Genomic DNA, 14,096 nt, shown 5'->3' with positions numbered 1-14,096 from the left:
TTGCAACAATTGTAATATGAACGTACTAAATTTACTTTTTACCAAAGACGGACTGATTTACCAAATCACCAAAAACAAAAGTGTTTTGGAGGAAAAGTCTTATTTCGTAGACGAAGAATCGCCGAAGAATTTTATTTCAGGAAAACTTGAAGATGTTCTTCTAAAACAAAGGTATGACGAAGTTTCTGTAATTTCTGCACTGAATCATTTCACCTTGATGCCGGAAGGTTTTGAAGATCATGATTCCGGATATGACCTGATTGCTTTCAATGCGCCAGTTGACAAGGATAACGAAGAACTGATGCTTTCTGTGAATAAGAAATTCAAAGTTCAGTTTTACTATACTTTTCCAAAAGAATTTTATCAGAAAATAAAAGATTTGTCGATTCCGGTAAGATTTAATTTTTCGGGAGAGAAGTTTTTGAACTCGATCAACAATAAAAACAATAAAGAAATTCACATCAATCTGTATCATAATCAATGTGAGTTTTTTGCAATATCCAATAAAAAAATCATCTTATATAACAATCTGGATGTAAATTCGGAGGTGGACTTTCTTTATTTCGTGATGTTTACGCTGAGCAAAATCGGTTTTGGAATTAACGAAACCAACTTTTACGTTTACGGAGAAACGACAGAAAATGAAACCTTTATCTCTGAACTTCAGAAATTTGTAAAGAATCTTAAAGTAGTATATGATAACGTTCCGAATAAGAATTTTATCCTTAATTAACTCGAAAGAATAACAACACAAAGCTCACAAAGCTTTTTTTGAATATATTTTTTAAGTTCACTAAGCCATTTAGAGCGCAGAGACAGACATAAATCTTATTTAGCTTAATAAAATCTTAATGAAAATAGAAAGAATTAATGCTTGAAATTCTTAATGTTTAGAAATTTTCCATCACCAAACATCTAACACCCAACATCTATGTACAGAATAATTTCCGGTAAATGGAAAGCAAAAAAAATAGCCGCTCCCAAAAATTTTGATGTAAGACCGACAACGGACTTTGCAAAAGAAGCACTTTTCAGTATTTTAGAAAATACTTACGATATGCAGTCGATTTCCGTTCTTGATCTTTTTGCGGGAATCGGTTCCATCACTTTAGAATTTGCGTCAAGAGGTTGCCAAGATATAACTTCGGTTGAAATGAATCCGAAACACACGTCTTTTATCAATTCTACCGCTTCAGATTTAGACATGAGTTTACAGATAAGTACCCAACGTGGCGACGTTTATGACTGGCTGAAGAAATTCAGAAATAATAAATCGTATGAGATCGTTTTTGCTGATGCTCCTTTTGAAACCGAAGAAAAAAAATATCAAGAACTGATTTCTTTGGTTTTAAATAATAAATATCTAAAACCAAACGGAGTTCTGATTGTAGAACACCAAAGCAGATTAAAACTGGATCACCCTAATTTTAAATATACCAGAAAATATGGAAATGTGAGCTTCAGTTTTTATGAACCCAATCAGGAAGCTGAGATTGAAGTTGAAACTGAAAACAAAGATACTACAGAATAAAAAAAAGACTCAATTGAGTCTTTTTTCGTTTTTATAAAACCTTATGCTCTAGATCTATTGATTTACCAAAGAATTTCTTGGAAATTTTCTCAAAGTTTTTAGTAATATCCGAAAGATAAAATTTGTAGGTCGGTTTCGGATTATTGTCATTCAGAAGGTGATATTTATCTAAAATAATCGTTAAATGATTTGCAACAATATTCGGTGAATCGATGACACGAACGCGGTTTCCGTAATATTGCTTTATTTCATCAATCAAAAGCGGATAATGGGTACAGCCCAGAATTAGCGTTTCAATATTCTTTAATTTAGCATTGCTCAGATAATTGTAAATGATAGAATGCGTGATCGGATGATTCTTGAAGCCTTCTTCAATCGCAGGAACCAAAAGCGGAGTCGCTAACTCATCAACTTTGATAAATTTATTGTGCTTACGAATGCTTTTCTTATAAAGTCCTGAATTTACAGTCGCCTTTGTAGCAATTACTCCTACATTATTGTGAATTTCGTACGCTACTTTTTCAGCAACAGGATTGATAACGTCAATCACCGGAACTTTTCCGGCAACCGATTCCATTACTTCCTGCAAAGCGTTTGCTGTAGCGGTATTACAGGCAATGACAATCGCTTTACAGTTTTGTTCTAAAAGGAAATTAGAAATTTTCGTAGAATATCCTATAATCGCTTCTTTCGATTTTTCCCCGTAAGGAAGGTGTTTTGTATCTCCAAAATAAATAAGGTCTTCATTCGGAAGAAGTCTTTTTATTTCTTTGGCAACCGTTAAACCTCCTACTCCACTATCGAAAATCCCGATAGGCTGCTTCGGCGAAAGATGCGAATAATCTTGTTTTTTAGTTTTCAAAAGCTTTGAAATTTAATACAAAAATACTTAAAGATTTTAAATTTGAGATTCGAGATTCGAGATTTTTAAACCTGGAACAAATCGGAGGCTATTCCGTCTGCCATAAACCAATGTTTTTCAGGAATTTTAAGATGATTATTTTCGATTTTAAGAATTCCTTCTTCCATTTTATTTTGAATTTCTTTGTTAAAGCGTTCCAGAATATTTTCTGAAAATTTTTGGTTTAAACTATCTAAGTCTACGCCCCAAACCGTTCTCAAACCAATCATAATCATTTCGTTAAATTGGTCTTGTTGGGAAAGTATTTCCGTTTCCTTTGCTAAAATATTTGAATTCAGTTTCTTAATATATTGCTGATTATTGGCAACATTCCAGCTTCTGACATCAGTTCCGTTGTAAGAATGTGCGGAAGGACCAATTCCCAGATATTCCTGGTATTTCCAGTACGAAGAATTGTGTCTCGAATAAAATCCTGGCTTTGCAAAATTGGAAACTTCGTAATGTTCAAAACCGTGGTCTTTCAGAAAATCGATCATATAATAAAACTCACGATTCTGTTCTTCTTCTTTTGGATTTAAAACCTTTCCTTTTGCAACCCAGTTTTCCAAAGCGGTTTTAGGTTCTACCGTTAAAGCATAAGAAGAAATATGCGGAATTTCAAGGGCAACGGTTTTATTTAAATTTTCTTTCCAGATCTCCAGATTGGAAGTTGGTGAACCGTAGATTAAATCGATGCTTAAATTTTCAAAGCCAAAATCCTGTGCTCTTTTAATCGAGCCTTCTGCTTCGGAAGCATTATGCGCACGATTCATCAGCTTTAAATCTTCATCAAAAAAGCTCTGCGTTCCGATTGATAAACGATTGACAGGAGAATCTGATAATCCTTTCAGAAAATTTTTATCTAAATCATCAGGATTTGCTTCTAATGTAATTTCGATGTCATTCTTAAAATTAAAATATCTTAGAACCTCATCAATTAAAGATTTAATTTCATCCGCAGAAAGCACAGAAGGAGTTCCACCACCGAAATAAAGTGATTGCAAGGTTTTATTCTGAAGCTCATCTTTTCTAAGAAAAATTTCCTTTTTCATGGCATCCAGCATTTCATCTTTAAAATTCAAAGAGGTAGAAAAATGAAAATTGCAGTAGCTGCATTTCTGTTTGCAAAAAGGAATGTGAATGTAAATCATAAAAAAAGCCCTGAAAAATTTCAGAGCTCAAATTTATTTAAATTAAATTGATTAATATCTAAATCCTCTATGATTAATAAAGTTATCGAAGTTATAACCAAGACCGATCATGAAGCTGTTTCCTCCATACTCCTGAATGTCAGACATTCCAAGGTTGTAAGTAGCACCCACCATAAATTTGTTGAATCTTACTTTTACGATCGGAGAGATACTCAACTGCTGATTATCAAATCTGTTCTGAACTCCTCTGTAGCTTACCCCGAAAGAGAAAGCGTTGATGTCGTTTGAGAACGTAGCCATAAGGTTTAAGTCCATCATTCTTGTTGAGTTTGTATTCAAATTGATTAAAGCTGAAGGTGTGATTGCAATGTTGTCTGCAATTTTCCAGTCGTATCCTAAGTTTAAGAAGAATTTGATTGGAGACGGTTCGTAGTTGTTTACGATAGATTCGTCATTGCTTAAAGCGATATCGTTCACAGAAACTCCCCCGAACAAACCTCTGTACGTCGCCGCTAAACCGAAGTTTGCATATGCCATAAAGATGTTGCTTTCGTTACCCTGAAGCAAAGGATCGTATCCGTCTTCTGTATTAATTTTAGAGTAATCAAAATTCATATTGTAGAAGTTCACACTTGTACCGAAAGAAAACTGATCCTGTCTTTCACCTTCGCTGCTAAGTGGAATAAAATAAGATGCTCCCGCTGTAATCCCTCCTGCTGAAATAGGACCGTTACTATCTCTGAAAACGGAGATACCCGCTCCCACTCTGTCAAAAATATTCGCGTTGATCCCCACAGATTGTACGTTTGGAGACTCGCTGAATTTTGAAAATTGTTGTTGATAGTTTAAGTTAAGCTGTACATAGTCCGTTTTACCGTATTGAGCAGGGTTGAACAGGAACTCACCATCCAAAAGATATTGTTGATAATATGGTAGTGATTCTTGTGCTTTGTATGCATTCGACAAAAGAGCTAAACATACGATAGCATATAGTTTTCTCATAACAAATCTTGATTTCAATTCAACAAATATAAAAAAATTCTCAATATATTTTTAGTTTTCTAAATAATTTCTCCATTTTTTTACAGCATCCGCCATATCTTTCGGCATTGGGCTCTCAAAATACAATTCCTTTTTAGTGGTTGGATGTATAAATCCTAAAGTATGAGCATGTAAAGCATGTCGTGGTAAAACCTCAAAAACATTTTTAATAAAACTCTTATACTTTGGCAGATTAACTCCTCTCAGAGCAACATTCCCTTCATATCTTTCATCATTAAATAAGGTATGACCGATATGTTTAAAATGCGCTCTGATCTGATGCGTTCTTCCGGTCTCAAGCTTACACTCTACCCAAGTCATGTATTTAAACCTTTCTAATACTTTATAATGAGTTACCGCATGTTTTCCCTGACTTCCGTCCGCATACGTGTACATCTGCATTCTGTTTTTCGGATGTCTTCCGATATGACCGGTAATCGTCCCTTCATCGTCCTGTACATTCCCCCAAACAAAAGCCCAGTACAAACGTCTCGTTTTCCGATCGAAGAACTGTTTTGCAAGAAAACTCAGAGCATATTCTGTTTTTGCAATGACTAAAAGCCCGGAAGTATCTTTATCAATTCTGTGAACCAAACCTACTCTGTCAAGATCAGATTTCTCACCGTTTTTCTGAAAATGAAACGCTAATGCATTGACCAAAGTTCCGTCCCAGTTTCCGAAACCGGGATGCACCACCATTCCGGGATCTTTATCTACAACGACAAGATCATCATCTTCGTATACTATATTAATAGGAATATCTTGTGGAATGATAACATTTTCCCTCGGCGGATGAGCCAATAAAACAGAAATCTGATCACCCGGTTTTACCTTGTAATTTTGTTTTACAGGATTTCCGTTGACGACAACATTTCCTGCACGGCAGGTTTGTGAAATTTTATTTCTCGAAGAATTCTGCCTGAAGATCATTAAAAACTTATCAATTCTTAATGGTTCCTGCTTAGGATCAACCGTAATATTAAAATGTTCATAAAGACCTTTATTTTCCTCATCAATATCAATTGAGTTATTGATGTCTAAAAATTCTTCGTCTAAAAAATCCTCATTATCTTCTGTCATTGCTATTTCTTTATATAAAAGGCTTCAACATTTAAAGTTGAAGCCATGTTTTTATATTAAATTAAAAAATTAATTATATAATTACCTTTTTAGCTTTAGGCTTATCTGTTGCGGGAGTTGTTGTTGCAGCAGGTTTCGTCTTATCATTGGTAGTCGCCGGTTTTGCTGAACCTGTACTTTGTTTTGCAGCATCAGTTTTAGGAACCTCTTTTTTCGGAGGACTTACCGGAGCAGGTGTCGGCTCATTCATTGGAGGATCCGGGAAATTCGGCACTTCTTCATATCTGATTGGAGGAAGTGTTGTATCAACCTTCATTCTGTAAGTAGAATTTAAAATCTCAATTTTCCCACGCAGTTCTGCAGGTGTTTTCTTACTCGCCCAAAGATCAATCTGCATTCCCTGATCTCGTGTATCTCCTGCTGCAGGATCCTGGTAATAGATGATATCCGAATCATCATTGCCGCCATCTTCATGATCTACAAGACCAACTTCGAATAAATTTCTTGCAATTAAAGCTTTAGCTTCTTTTACCGTTAATCCTACCACATTCGGAACAGAAATATTTCTCAAAGGACCAGAACCTACAACAACATCCACCACAGAGAATCTTGGGATTTTTGTTCCCGGTTTAATAGAGTTTCCTTTAAATAAAATTCTTAAAACAGCATCTTTCTGAATGCTTGATTCAAAAATGGTGTCTCCCACCTTCAAACCTACCTGATCCAATCTTTGGAAAGCCAGACCCGAATATTTATTGATAACATCCGGCACAGCAACAGGAGCCCAGCTTTTAGGATTTACCATCAGCTGAATCGCTCTTCCGTCTTTCACACGTGAGCCTTGTGAAGGATATACTTTCAAAACCTGAAGCGGTCTGTATTTAGGATTGTAAGCAGCACTGTCTACTTCATAATCAAGCCCTGCATCTTCTAATATTTTTACTGCGTCGTGCACAGATTTATTCACAACATTAGGAACAGGAATTTCCTGCCCATGATTGGTATGATACTCAAGCCAGCGGAAAGTAAGCCATACTAATCCTACAAAAATTCCGATCGCTACTAATAAATTGAGTAAAACTTTCCAATTGAAAAGTGATTTAAGCATACTTAAAAATACTTTAATTATAACGACAAAGATAATTAATAATTTTATATTGAAGTTTTTATTTGGCAGAATTCATTTTTGCTTTCAAAAAATCCAAAATTCACTTATTTCAATATATAAATTGTTTAAATTTGCCTTAATTGATAATTTGATATGAGCAAAAAACACATTGCCGTAGTTATGGGAGGCTATTCTGACGAATACAAAGTTTCTCTAAAAAGCGGTCAGTTAATATACGATTCCTTAGACCGTGATCTGTACCATGTCTACAAGGTGGTTATCTTAAAAGACGAATGGTATTTTCTGGATGAAAACGAGAATAAAAAACCGATCAACAAAGGCGATTTTTCGGTTACACTAGACAATAACGAAAAATTAAAATTTGATGCTTGTTTCAACATTATTCACGGAACACCGGGTGAAAATGGGATTTTTCAGGCTTATTGGGATGCCATCGGACAGAAATATACCGGTTGTGATTTTTATCAAAGTGCATTAACATTCAATAAAAAAGATACTTTAGCGGTACTTTCGAAATACGGAATTCCTTCTGCAAAAAGTGTTTATTTAAGAAAAGGTGAAAATATTAATGTTGATGAAATTATCGACAATCTAGGACTTCCAGTTTTTGTTAAACCCAATCAGTCTGGTTCTTCACTAGGAATTTCTAAGGTTAAAGAAAAATCGGAGCTGATTGCTGCAACCGAAATTGCCTTTAAAGAAGATGATGAGATTTTAATTGAAAGTTTCCTGAACGGAATGGAAGTTTCTGTCGGAGTTATTGATTTTAAAGGTGAAACAATTGTTTTGGGAATTACTGAAATTGTTCCTAAAAACGAATTTTTCGATTATGAAGCGAAATATGAAGGAGCTTCTGAAGAAATTACTCCTGCAAGAATTGATGACGAAACAAGAATCAGAGTGGAAGAAATTGCAAAAAGAGCGTACAATTCTCTTGGAATGAGCGGTTTCTCAAGAAGTGAATTTATTCTAATGGATGGAATTCCTTATATGCTGGAAATGAATACCAATCCAGGATTTTCTCCTGCAAGTATTCTTCCGCAGCAGGCAAAAATATACGGAATTTCAATCAAAGATCTTTGTGGAAACGAAGTTGAAAAAGCTTTGAATAAATAGGAAGATGGATGTTGGAAGTTTTTTTACTTTACTTCAACATTTATTTTAATTTAAATAAACTTTAGTTTCAAAAGGCAGCGTTTTCTTTAGAAGAACTTTAAACTCTGAACCTTAAACTTAAAAACCTTTCACGCATGAAAATTGCTGTTTTCCCGGGATCTTTTGACCCGATCACTTTAGGACATTACGATATTATAGAAAGAGCGGCTGCACTTTTTGATAAATTAATCATCGCCATCGGCCAAAATTCACAGAAAAAATACATGTTCCCGTTAGAAAAAAGAATGGAATTCCTGCAAAATTCAGTTGCAGAATTCCCCAATGTGGAAGTCGATTTTTTCGAAGGTTTAACCGTGGATTACTGTTTTGAGAAAAATGCCCAGTTCATCATCCGCGGACTTAGAAATCCTGCCGATTTTGAATTCGAAAAGGCAATTGCGCATACCAACAGAACTTTAGCCCATAAAAAAATTGAAACCGTTTTCCTTCTTACTTCTTCCGGGAAATCTTTCATCAGCAGCAGCATCGTAAGGGAAATCATCAATCACGGCGGAGAATACGAGCTTCTCGTTCCGGAATCGGTAAGAGTAGAAAAATAAGTAATAAGTAATTTGTAATGAGTAATTTTGCAAAAACACATTATGGATTACAATCAAATTTTCAGAGACAGAACTAAAAGATTTGCTGTAGAAATCATCAAATCTTTATCAGATATCCCATACTCAGATGCTGTATCAATAATCAGAAAACAAATTATAAGATCGGCAACATCTGTATCATCAAATTATAGAGCTGTTTGCAGAGCAAGATCGGATAAGGAGAAGTTTGCTAAAATCTGCATCGTAGTTGAAGAAATAGACGAGACTCAACATTGGCTGGAAATCATTGAAGAACTTCAATATGTTGAGCAAAATAAATTAGAACCATTAAAATCAGAATGTGAAGAATTGGTAAAAGTAATGACTACTTATAAATATAAATTATCTAAAATCTAATAAGTGGATTACTCATTACCAATTACTCATCATCGATAATAAATGCACGAACAGATCAATTTTGCCATAGAAATTTTGGGTACGATATCGTTTTCGATGTCGGGAAGTTTTGCGGCAATGCAGAAAAGATTAGATCCTTTCGGTGTTTTAATTATCGCTTTCGTAACTTCAGTTGGCGGCGGTACGGTGAGAGATCTTCTTCTTGATATTCCTGTTTTCTGGATGCACGATCTTCTGATGTGCGGCTTGATTTTGGCAACCAGTATTTTTTCGATGGTCTTTAAATCAATCGAGAAAAATTTTAAGGTTACTTTATTTATTTTTGACAGTTTCGGTTTGGGATTGTTTACGATTATCGGAGTTCAGAAAGGTTTAAATTCAGATATTCATCCCTTAATTTGTATTGCATTGGGAACGATAACCGGATGTTTTGGTGGTATAATCCGTGATATTTTGCTCAACAGAATTCCACTGATTTTCAGAAAAGAAATTTATGCTAGTGCATGTATTATTGGCGGTTCAACATTTTTATTACTGACTACTTTCACCAATCTTTCTTATACAATTATTCAGATTTTTACGATCCTCCTCATTGTTTCTATCAGAACATTGGCTGTAAAATATCATTGGCAGATGCCAAAATTTTATGGTTATGAAAACAATTCTGAGATGTAACCTCTATGAAAAAAATAATCCTCCTATTCGCTTTATTCATAGTATTTTCTTGCAACCGTGAAAGCAAGTTCGATTTGGAAAAAGACCTCTATCAATTTTCAGAAAAAATGGAAAATGGAGATACCTTGGAGGTTTATGTTAATCTTTCAGCATGTATTTGCTGCATCTGAGAGATCTAATTTCGTAAAAGAAAATGACACCTTATATTTAGAAACCTATTCCGAGATAAGTTCATTTGAAAAGCAGCAACAAATTTTACCCAAAATCGTTTATCCTTTTAAACCCAAAAATTCTCTTTCTTTTGAAAATTATTTTAAATATTTAAAAAACGAAAATAGAGCTAAACGGGAATACAGTTCATCCTTGGTAACAGTTTATTATCCTAATAAAAATCAAAGACAATATTTCAATGATGACAATTTAGGTGATAAGTTCACGAAATTGGATAAACTCTCTTTAATTAGAAAAAAACTTTATCCCAATGATAAGTTCTTTGAAACGCCAGAACCTTCACCTCCGTCCAGAAAATAAAAAATGCACTAAAATCAATTAGTGCATTTTTTATTATTTTTCTATTATTAAAACTTCCCTCTGTTTCTCATATTCGGGTTATGCATATGCTTTTGCATCGTCGGCATTTTCAGCTGATCTTTCAGCATTTTGATTTGGTCGGCCATCATTCCGGCAGAATCCAGTCTTTTTGCTTCTTCAAGAAGTCTTTGTCCTTCCTGTTTTTTTCCTTTAGAAATTGCTCCTGCCGCAAGATTTAAAGTTGCCATTGCGCGGTCATGCTTCATATTCAAACCATATTCCAAAGCTTTTTTCATTAAAGGCTCAACCTTCGTCGGATGATCCTGTGCTAAAACCAAGCCCTGTAAATAATGGTAATATCCGTATTGGTTCTTATGAAGCTCTGTTTTATAATTTTTAATATTATTCAAAAATTTCGAAGCTTTTATCATATCCTGCTTTCTCAATTGCCAGAAAGCCAAAAGGATATTTTCATTCTTAAAAAATAAGAAAATTGGTAATGCTGATAAAAGGAAAACTACGATTCCCCATCCCATACTTCTGGTAAAGAATATCATGTAAAGACCTCCAAGAATCAGAAGTGCTGCAACGATGATTTTTATGTATTTGTTCATTATTAAATTTTAGAAGTGCAAAGATAAGAAATTTGGTTGTTAGTTATTAGTATGTTGACGGTTTCTCATTAAAATTCCACAAATTAAAAACGATCAACCAACAACTACTATCCTTCAATTCTTTCATACGTTTGAAAACAGAAATCATATTGATTTTTCTCGTCTTTTTCATGGCAGATTTCCTCTGTCATTTTCCAGATTTTGTGATCTATTTTAGGAAAATAAGTATCGGCTTCAAGGTTTGCTTTTACTAAAGTTACTTCAAGTCGGTCTGTAATCTCCATAGTTTGCTCATATATATTTCCGCCTCCGATAATAAAAATATTTTCGTCTATTTTTTTGGCAAATTTCACAGCTTCTTTAACGCTTCCTACAATTAAAATTCCTTCCTCAAACCAGTCTTTTTTTCTTGAAACAACAATATTGGTACGGTTGGGTAATGGTTTTCCAATGCTTTCATATGTTTTTCTTCCCATGATGATCGGATGCCCCGAAGTAAGATCTTTAAAATGTTTCAAATCTTTCGGAAGATGCCACAGAAGCTGATTATCAGAACCAATTTCGTTTTTTTCTCCCATTGCCACCACAATTGTTGTCATTCAATAAATTTTCTGCAAAATTAGCACTTAATTTGTATATTTGAGTAACACAAAAACATTAAAAAATTTTAAACGATGAAATCGTAACTACACATTTTCAAATACACATACTTGAAGATTTGCGATTGCATAAAACCATTAAAAACAATAAAAACTCACATATGAAAAACAAAGGCTGTATGAGCGCCGGAACGATCGGAATTGCTCTTATAATTATCGTAGGAATACTATTTTTCTGGGGGAAAAGCGGATATAATAAATTTGTAGATCAGGAACAGACGGTAGATGCAAAATGGTCTAACGTACAAACCGTTTATCAGAAAAGAGCCAACCTCATTCCGAATCTGGAAAGAACTGTAAAATCATATTCAAAATTCGAGCAGGAAACTTTGACTAAAGTTATTGAAGCCCGTTCAAAAGCCACTTCTATCAACATCAACCCTACTAATCTTACCGAAGAAGACATGGCTAAATTCCAGGCTGCCCAAGGAGAATTAACGGGGGCTTTAAGTAGATTGATGGCGGTTGCAGAAGCTTATCCGAATTTGAAGGCAGATCAGCAGTACATCAATTTCCAGAGAGAATATATTGCTATTGAAAACAGCATCAGAACCGAAACGGTGTATTACAACAATGCAGCGAGAGACTACAATGTTTCGATCAAGCAATTCCCGAACAATATCTTGGCAAACTTTACCAATTTTAAGGAAAAACCTTTGTTTAAAGCACAGGCAGGAGCTGAAAACGCACCAAGCGTATTTACAGAATAATGAGCCGCTTTCTTACAGATCAGCAAATAGCTTCCCTTGTGGAAGCTATTCAGTCGGCAGAGCAACATTCTACCGGAGAAATCCGTGTACATATTGATTCTACTACAGATTCACAGTCTGCAGAAACTGCTTTTGAAGTTTTTAAAGAGCTGTGCAAAGACAAAACTGCAGAAAAAAATGCGGTTCTTTTTCATGTTAATTTTGAGAAAAAATACCTTACCATCATTGGCGATACCGGAATTCATGAGAAAGTGCATCAGTCGTACTGGGATCATCTGCACGATTATATCACTTCGGAATTTGCAAAAGGGCATTATTACCAAGCTTTGAAAAGCGGGATTCTCGAAACAGGTCTTGAATTAAAAAAATATTTTCCGATAACCGGAGAAAACCACAACGAATTACCCAATGAGATTACATTCTCTTAAAATATTTTTCACATTTCTATTAGTTTGCTGTTATGGTTTTTTATCAGCGCAATACACTATTCCCGAAAAACCAGCAGTTCTTTATCCTGTTTACGATGAAGCCAACCTTTTGACTCAGCAGGAAAAAGATGAACTGAACAAAAAGCTCATCAAATTTGCAGATTCTACTTCAACGGAAATTGAGGTAATCATTATTCCTTCCACAAAAGGCGAAGATGTAAATTTTCTGGCAACCATGTTTGGTGAAAAATGGGGAATCGGACAAAAAGATGTTGACAACGGAGTCGTTTTCCTGATTGCAAAAGATGACAGAACCATGTCAATTCAGCAAGGAAGGGCGGTTGAACAATATTTGACGGCTTCAGTTGCAGGACAGATTTTAGATTATATCGTTACACCGAATTTCAGGCAAGGAAGATGGTACGAAGGCATCAATGGTGGAACGAATGCTATTATGGAGGCTGTTCAGGGAAAGTTCAAACCTTTGGAAAACCATGAAAATGAAGGGGATTCAGGAGCTTTAAAATTAATTATCATTGCTTTTGTTATTTTTATTATTCTTGCGATTATTTTTGGCAATAGAGGTGGCGGTGATGATGATGGCGATATTATTTTAAGTCGTAGAGGAAGAAGAAATTATCCCGGTGGATTTTTCCCGTTCCCTTTTCCCGGAAGTTTTGGCGGTGGATTTGGCGGTGGAAGCTCTAGAGGCGGTGGAGGATTTGGAGGATTTGGAGGATTCGGCGGTGGAGGAAGCTTTGGTGGCGGTGGAGCGTCTGGTGGATGGTAGAAAAATTAAAATGAAATTTTCAGTAACATCTATTCTTTTAAGCTTCACAACTTTATTACTTTCCATTAAAGTTAATCTGACAATTCTAAAAGATTATTGGTCGACAGACGGAAAAACTCAGGCGTTGTATGGACTTTTAGACTTAAAATATTCATACAAATATTACTTTTTAATTATCTCATTCATTTCATTATCATTTTTAATATTAGCTTTTAAAAACAAAGAATTAAATACATTTAAATATTCTGCGACTTGTATTTTAATGATTGGAATAATTTCAATATTTGTAAGTTTTTGGAAATGGTTTATTTAAAGTTTTAAAATATGAAATCTTCATTGAAAATATCATTAGGATTACTTTTAATTATACCTATTTTATCTTGCACAAAAAGAAATAAGCAAGAAAATATTTCTGAAATTAATAATTCTATAGTTTTTAAAGAAAACAGAAATATTGAAAATGCACAATTAGAATTAAAGAATGCTCTTTTAGAAAATGAGATCCTTACTGATAAAGTTATTTCAGATTCTCAAACTGCTGTTAAAATTGCTGAAGATATTCTTTTTAAAATTTACGGAGAAGAAAATATAGTTAAACAAAGACCATACAATATAAATTATGTTGAAGATTACTATATAATTAATGGAACAATGCCCGCTGAAGTAGCAATCGGAGGAACATTCCTGATAATAATAAGTTCAAAAGACGGAAAAATAATTAAACTCACTCACGGAGAATAAATTT

At 34.4% G+C, this 14,096-nt stretch carries 19 protein-coding genes; 12 read left to right on the top strand and 7 right to left on the bottom strand.

The features are described from left to right. Window positions 1-16 precede the first annotated feature (16 nt). Window positions 17-733 carry a DUF3822 family protein gene (locus tag BA768_RS00810; RefSeq protein WP_065719325.1) on the top strand — a complete coding sequence of 239 codons (717 nt, stop codon included), beginning with the start codon at window positions 17-19 and terminating at the stop codon, window positions 731-733. 198 nt (window positions 734-931) lie between these two features. Continuing rightward, window positions 932-1,531, top strand: a complete 600-nt coding sequence (locus BA768_RS00805) for an RsmD family RNA methyltransferase (protein WP_034678199.1) — start codon at window positions 932-934, stop codon at window positions 1,529-1,531. Between the two features lie 31 nt (window positions 1,532-1,562). Here the strand turns inward: BA768_RS00805 and murI are convergent, their stop codons facing one another. The 5 genes from murI to BA768_RS00780 all read right to left on the bottom strand — a co-directional run bounded on the left by murI (window position 1,563) and on the right by BA768_RS00780 (window position 6,812). Further along, complete coding sequence (gene murI, locus BA768_RS00800; RefSeq protein WP_034678198.1) at window positions 1,563-2,393, bottom strand: glutamate racemase; 831 nt, start codon at window positions 2,391-2,393, stop codon at window positions 1,563-1,565. A gap of 65 nt (window positions 2,394-2,458) precedes the next feature. Further along, window positions 2,459-3,583, bottom strand: a complete 1,125-nt coding sequence (gene hemW, locus BA768_RS00795; protein WP_083206551.1) for a radical SAM family heme chaperone HemW — start codon at window positions 3,581-3,583, stop codon at window positions 2,459-2,461. 51 nt (window positions 3,584-3,634) lie between these two features. Then, on the bottom strand, window positions 3,635-4,585 hold the full coding sequence (locus BA768_RS00790; protein WP_034678196.1) for a PorP/SprF family type IX secretion system membrane protein: 951 nt from the start codon (window positions 4,583-4,585) through the stop codon (window positions 3,635-3,637). 51 nt (window positions 4,586-4,636) lie between these two features. Then, window positions 4,637-5,704 (bottom strand): RluA family pseudouridine synthase, encoded by a 1,068-nt coding sequence (locus BA768_RS00785; protein WP_034678195.1) that lies wholly within the window; start codon window positions 5,702-5,704, stop codon window positions 4,637-4,639. 73 nt (window positions 5,705-5,777) lie between these two features. Continuing rightward, window positions 5,778-6,812, bottom strand: coding sequence for a PASTA domain-containing protein (locus tag BA768_RS00780; RefSeq protein ID WP_065719324.1), 1,035 nt, complete (start codon window positions 6,810-6,812; stop codon window positions 5,778-5,780). 153 nt (window positions 6,813-6,965) lie between these two features. Here BA768_RS00780 and BA768_RS00775 point away from each other — a divergent pair, with 153 nt between their 5' ends. From BA768_RS00775 to BA768_RS00755, 5 genes are all read left to right on the top strand, one after another. Next, the gene (locus BA768_RS00775; RefSeq protein ID WP_065719323.1) at window positions 6,966-7,949 is read left to right on the top strand and encodes a D-alanine--D-alanine ligase; all 984 of its coding nucleotides are present in this window, start codon (window positions 6,966-6,968) and stop codon (window positions 7,947-7,949) included. A gap of 134 nt (window positions 7,950-8,083) precedes the next feature. Further along, complete coding sequence (coaD, locus tag BA768_RS00770; protein ID WP_034678190.1) at window positions 8,084-8,548, top strand: pantetheine-phosphate adenylyltransferase; 465 nt, start codon at window positions 8,084-8,086, stop codon at window positions 8,546-8,548. Window positions 8,549-8,590: 42 nt separating this feature from the next. Continuing rightward, on the top strand, window positions 8,591-8,944 hold the full coding sequence (locus BA768_RS00765; RefSeq protein WP_051882927.1) for a four helix bundle protein: 354 nt from the start codon (window positions 8,591-8,593) through the stop codon (window positions 8,942-8,944). Between the two features lie 42 nt (window positions 8,945-8,986). Beyond that, a complete protein-coding gene (locus BA768_RS00760) occupies window positions 8,987-9,619 on the top strand; it encodes a trimeric intracellular cation channel family protein (protein WP_065719322.1) in 633 nt (210 codons plus the stop codon). A gap of 114 nt (window positions 9,620-9,733) precedes the next feature. Continuing rightward, complete coding sequence (locus BA768_RS00755; protein WP_123947041.1) at window positions 9,734-10,150, top strand: hypothetical protein; 417 nt, start codon at window positions 9,734-9,736, stop codon at window positions 10,148-10,150. A gap of 47 nt (window positions 10,151-10,197) precedes the next feature. Here BA768_RS00755 and BA768_RS00750 read toward each other — a convergent pair whose 3' ends face one another. Together BA768_RS00750 and BA768_RS00745 are read right to left on the bottom strand one after the other, a co-directional pair. Further along, window positions 10,198-10,764, bottom strand: coding sequence for a hypothetical protein (locus BA768_RS00750; RefSeq protein WP_065719320.1), 567 nt, complete (start codon window positions 10,762-10,764; stop codon window positions 10,198-10,200). Between the two features lie 107 nt (window positions 10,765-10,871). Continuing rightward, window positions 10,872-11,363: a dihydrofolate reductase gene (locus tag BA768_RS00745; RefSeq protein ID WP_065719319.1), complete on the bottom strand. Its 492-nt coding sequence runs from the start codon at window positions 11,361-11,363 to the stop codon at window positions 10,872-10,874. Between the two features lie 161 nt (window positions 11,364-11,524). On the opposite strand from BA768_RS00745, the gene BA768_RS00740 reads away from it, so the two are divergent. The 5 genes from BA768_RS00740 to BA768_RS00720 are packed head-to-tail and all read left to right on the top strand — an operon-like array spanning window position 11,525 to window position 14,092. After that, complete coding sequence (locus tag BA768_RS00740) at window positions 11,525-12,133, top strand: LemA family protein (RefSeq protein WP_034678184.1); 609 nt, start codon at window positions 11,525-11,527, stop codon at window positions 12,131-12,133. Continuing rightward, complete coding sequence (locus BA768_RS00735) at window positions 12,133-12,561, top strand: TPM domain-containing protein (protein WP_177225350.1); 429 nt, start codon at window positions 12,133-12,135, stop codon at window positions 12,559-12,561. The genes BA768_RS00740 and BA768_RS00735 overlap by 1 nt, the downstream gene beginning before the upstream one ends. Next, window positions 12,542-13,351, top strand: a complete 810-nt coding sequence (locus BA768_RS00730; protein WP_065719318.1) for a TPM domain-containing protein — start codon at window positions 12,542-12,544, stop codon at window positions 13,349-13,351. Before BA768_RS00735 ends, BA768_RS00730 begins: the two co-directional genes overlap by 20 nt. Before the next feature lie 10 nt (window positions 13,352-13,361). Next, window positions 13,362-13,664, top strand: coding sequence for a hypothetical protein (locus BA768_RS21180; RefSeq protein ID WP_165571787.1), 303 nt, complete (start codon window positions 13,362-13,364; stop codon window positions 13,662-13,664). A gap of 11 nt (window positions 13,665-13,675) precedes the next feature. After that, window positions 13,676-14,092 carry an NTF2 fold immunity protein gene (locus BA768_RS00720; protein ID WP_065719316.1) on the top strand — a complete coding sequence of 139 codons (417 nt, stop codon included), beginning with the start codon at window positions 13,676-13,678 and terminating at the stop codon, window positions 14,090-14,092. Window positions 14,093-14,096: the final 4 nt, after the last annotated feature.

Origin of the sequence: Chryseobacterium sp. CBo1 (assembly GCF_001693475.1) — a bacterium.
Classification (GTDB): domain Bacteria; phylum Bacteroidota; class Bacteroidia; order Flavobacteriales; family Weeksellaceae; genus Chryseobacterium; species Chryseobacterium formosense.
Note: the sequence above shows the minus strand (reverse complement) of the source record. Positions and strands in the feature narration are given on the sequence as shown.

Excerpts from the sequence above, each read along its gene's own strand:
- BA768_RS00810 (WP_065719325.1), top strand. The coding sequence starts at position 17 with ATGAACGTACTAAATTTACTTTTTACCAAAGACGGACTGATTTACCAA.
- BA768_RS00805 (WP_034678199.1), top strand. The coding sequence starts at position 932 with ATGTACAGAATAATTTCCGGTAAATGGAAAGCAAAAAAAATAGCCGCT.
- hemW (WP_083206551.1), bottom strand. The coding sequence starts at position 3,583 with ATGATTTACATTCACATTCCTTTTTGCAAACAGAAATGCAGCTACTGC.
- BA768_RS00790 (WP_034678196.1), bottom strand. The coding sequence starts at position 4,585 with ATGAGAAAACTATATGCTATCGTATGTTTAGCTCTTTTGTCGAATGCA.
- BA768_RS00785 (WP_034678195.1), bottom strand. The coding sequence starts at position 5,704 with ATGACAGAAGATAATGAGGATTTTTTAGACGAAGAATTTTTAGACATC.
- BA768_RS00780 (WP_065719324.1), bottom strand. The coding sequence starts at position 6,812 with ATGCTTAAATCACTTTTCAATTGGAAAGTTTTACTCAATTTATTAGTA.
- BA768_RS00775 (WP_065719323.1), top strand. The coding sequence starts at position 6,966 with ATGAGCAAAAAACACATTGCCGTAGTTATGGGAGGCTATTCTGACGAA.
- coaD (WP_034678190.1), top strand. The coding sequence starts at position 8,084 with ATGAAAATTGCTGTTTTCCCGGGATCTTTTGACCCGATCACTTTAGGA.
- BA768_RS00765 (WP_051882927.1), top strand. The coding sequence starts at position 8,591 with ATGGATTACAATCAAATTTTCAGAGACAGAACTAAAAGATTTGCTGTA.
- BA768_RS00760 (WP_065719322.1), top strand. The coding sequence starts at position 8,987 with ATGCACGAACAGATCAATTTTGCCATAGAAATTTTGGGTACGATATCG.
- BA768_RS00755 (WP_123947041.1), top strand. The coding sequence starts at position 9,734 with ATGGAGATACCTTGGAGGTTTATGTTAATCTTTCAGCATGTATTTGCT.
- BA768_RS00750 (WP_065719320.1), bottom strand. The coding sequence starts at position 10,764 with ATGAACAAATACATAAAAATCATCGTTGCAGCACTTCTGATTCTTGGA.
- BA768_RS00745 (WP_065719319.1), bottom strand. The coding sequence starts at position 11,363 with ATGACAACAATTGTGGTGGCAATGGGAGAAAAAAACGAAATTGGTTCT.
- BA768_RS00740 (WP_034678184.1), top strand. The coding sequence starts at position 11,525 with ATGAAAAACAAAGGCTGTATGAGCGCCGGAACGATCGGAATTGCTCTT.
- BA768_RS00735 (WP_177225350.1), top strand. The coding sequence starts at position 12,133 with ATGAGCCGCTTTCTTACAGATCAGCAAATAGCTTCCCTTGTGGAAGCT.
- BA768_RS00730 (WP_065719318.1), top strand. The coding sequence starts at position 12,542 with ATGAGATTACATTCTCTTAAAATATTTTTCACATTTCTATTAGTTTGC.
- BA768_RS21180 (WP_165571787.1), top strand. The coding sequence starts at position 13,362 with ATGAAATTTTCAGTAACATCTATTCTTTTAAGCTTCACAACTTTATTA.
- BA768_RS00720 (WP_065719316.1), top strand. The coding sequence starts at position 13,676 with ATGAAATCTTCATTGAAAATATCATTAGGATTACTTTTAATTATACCT.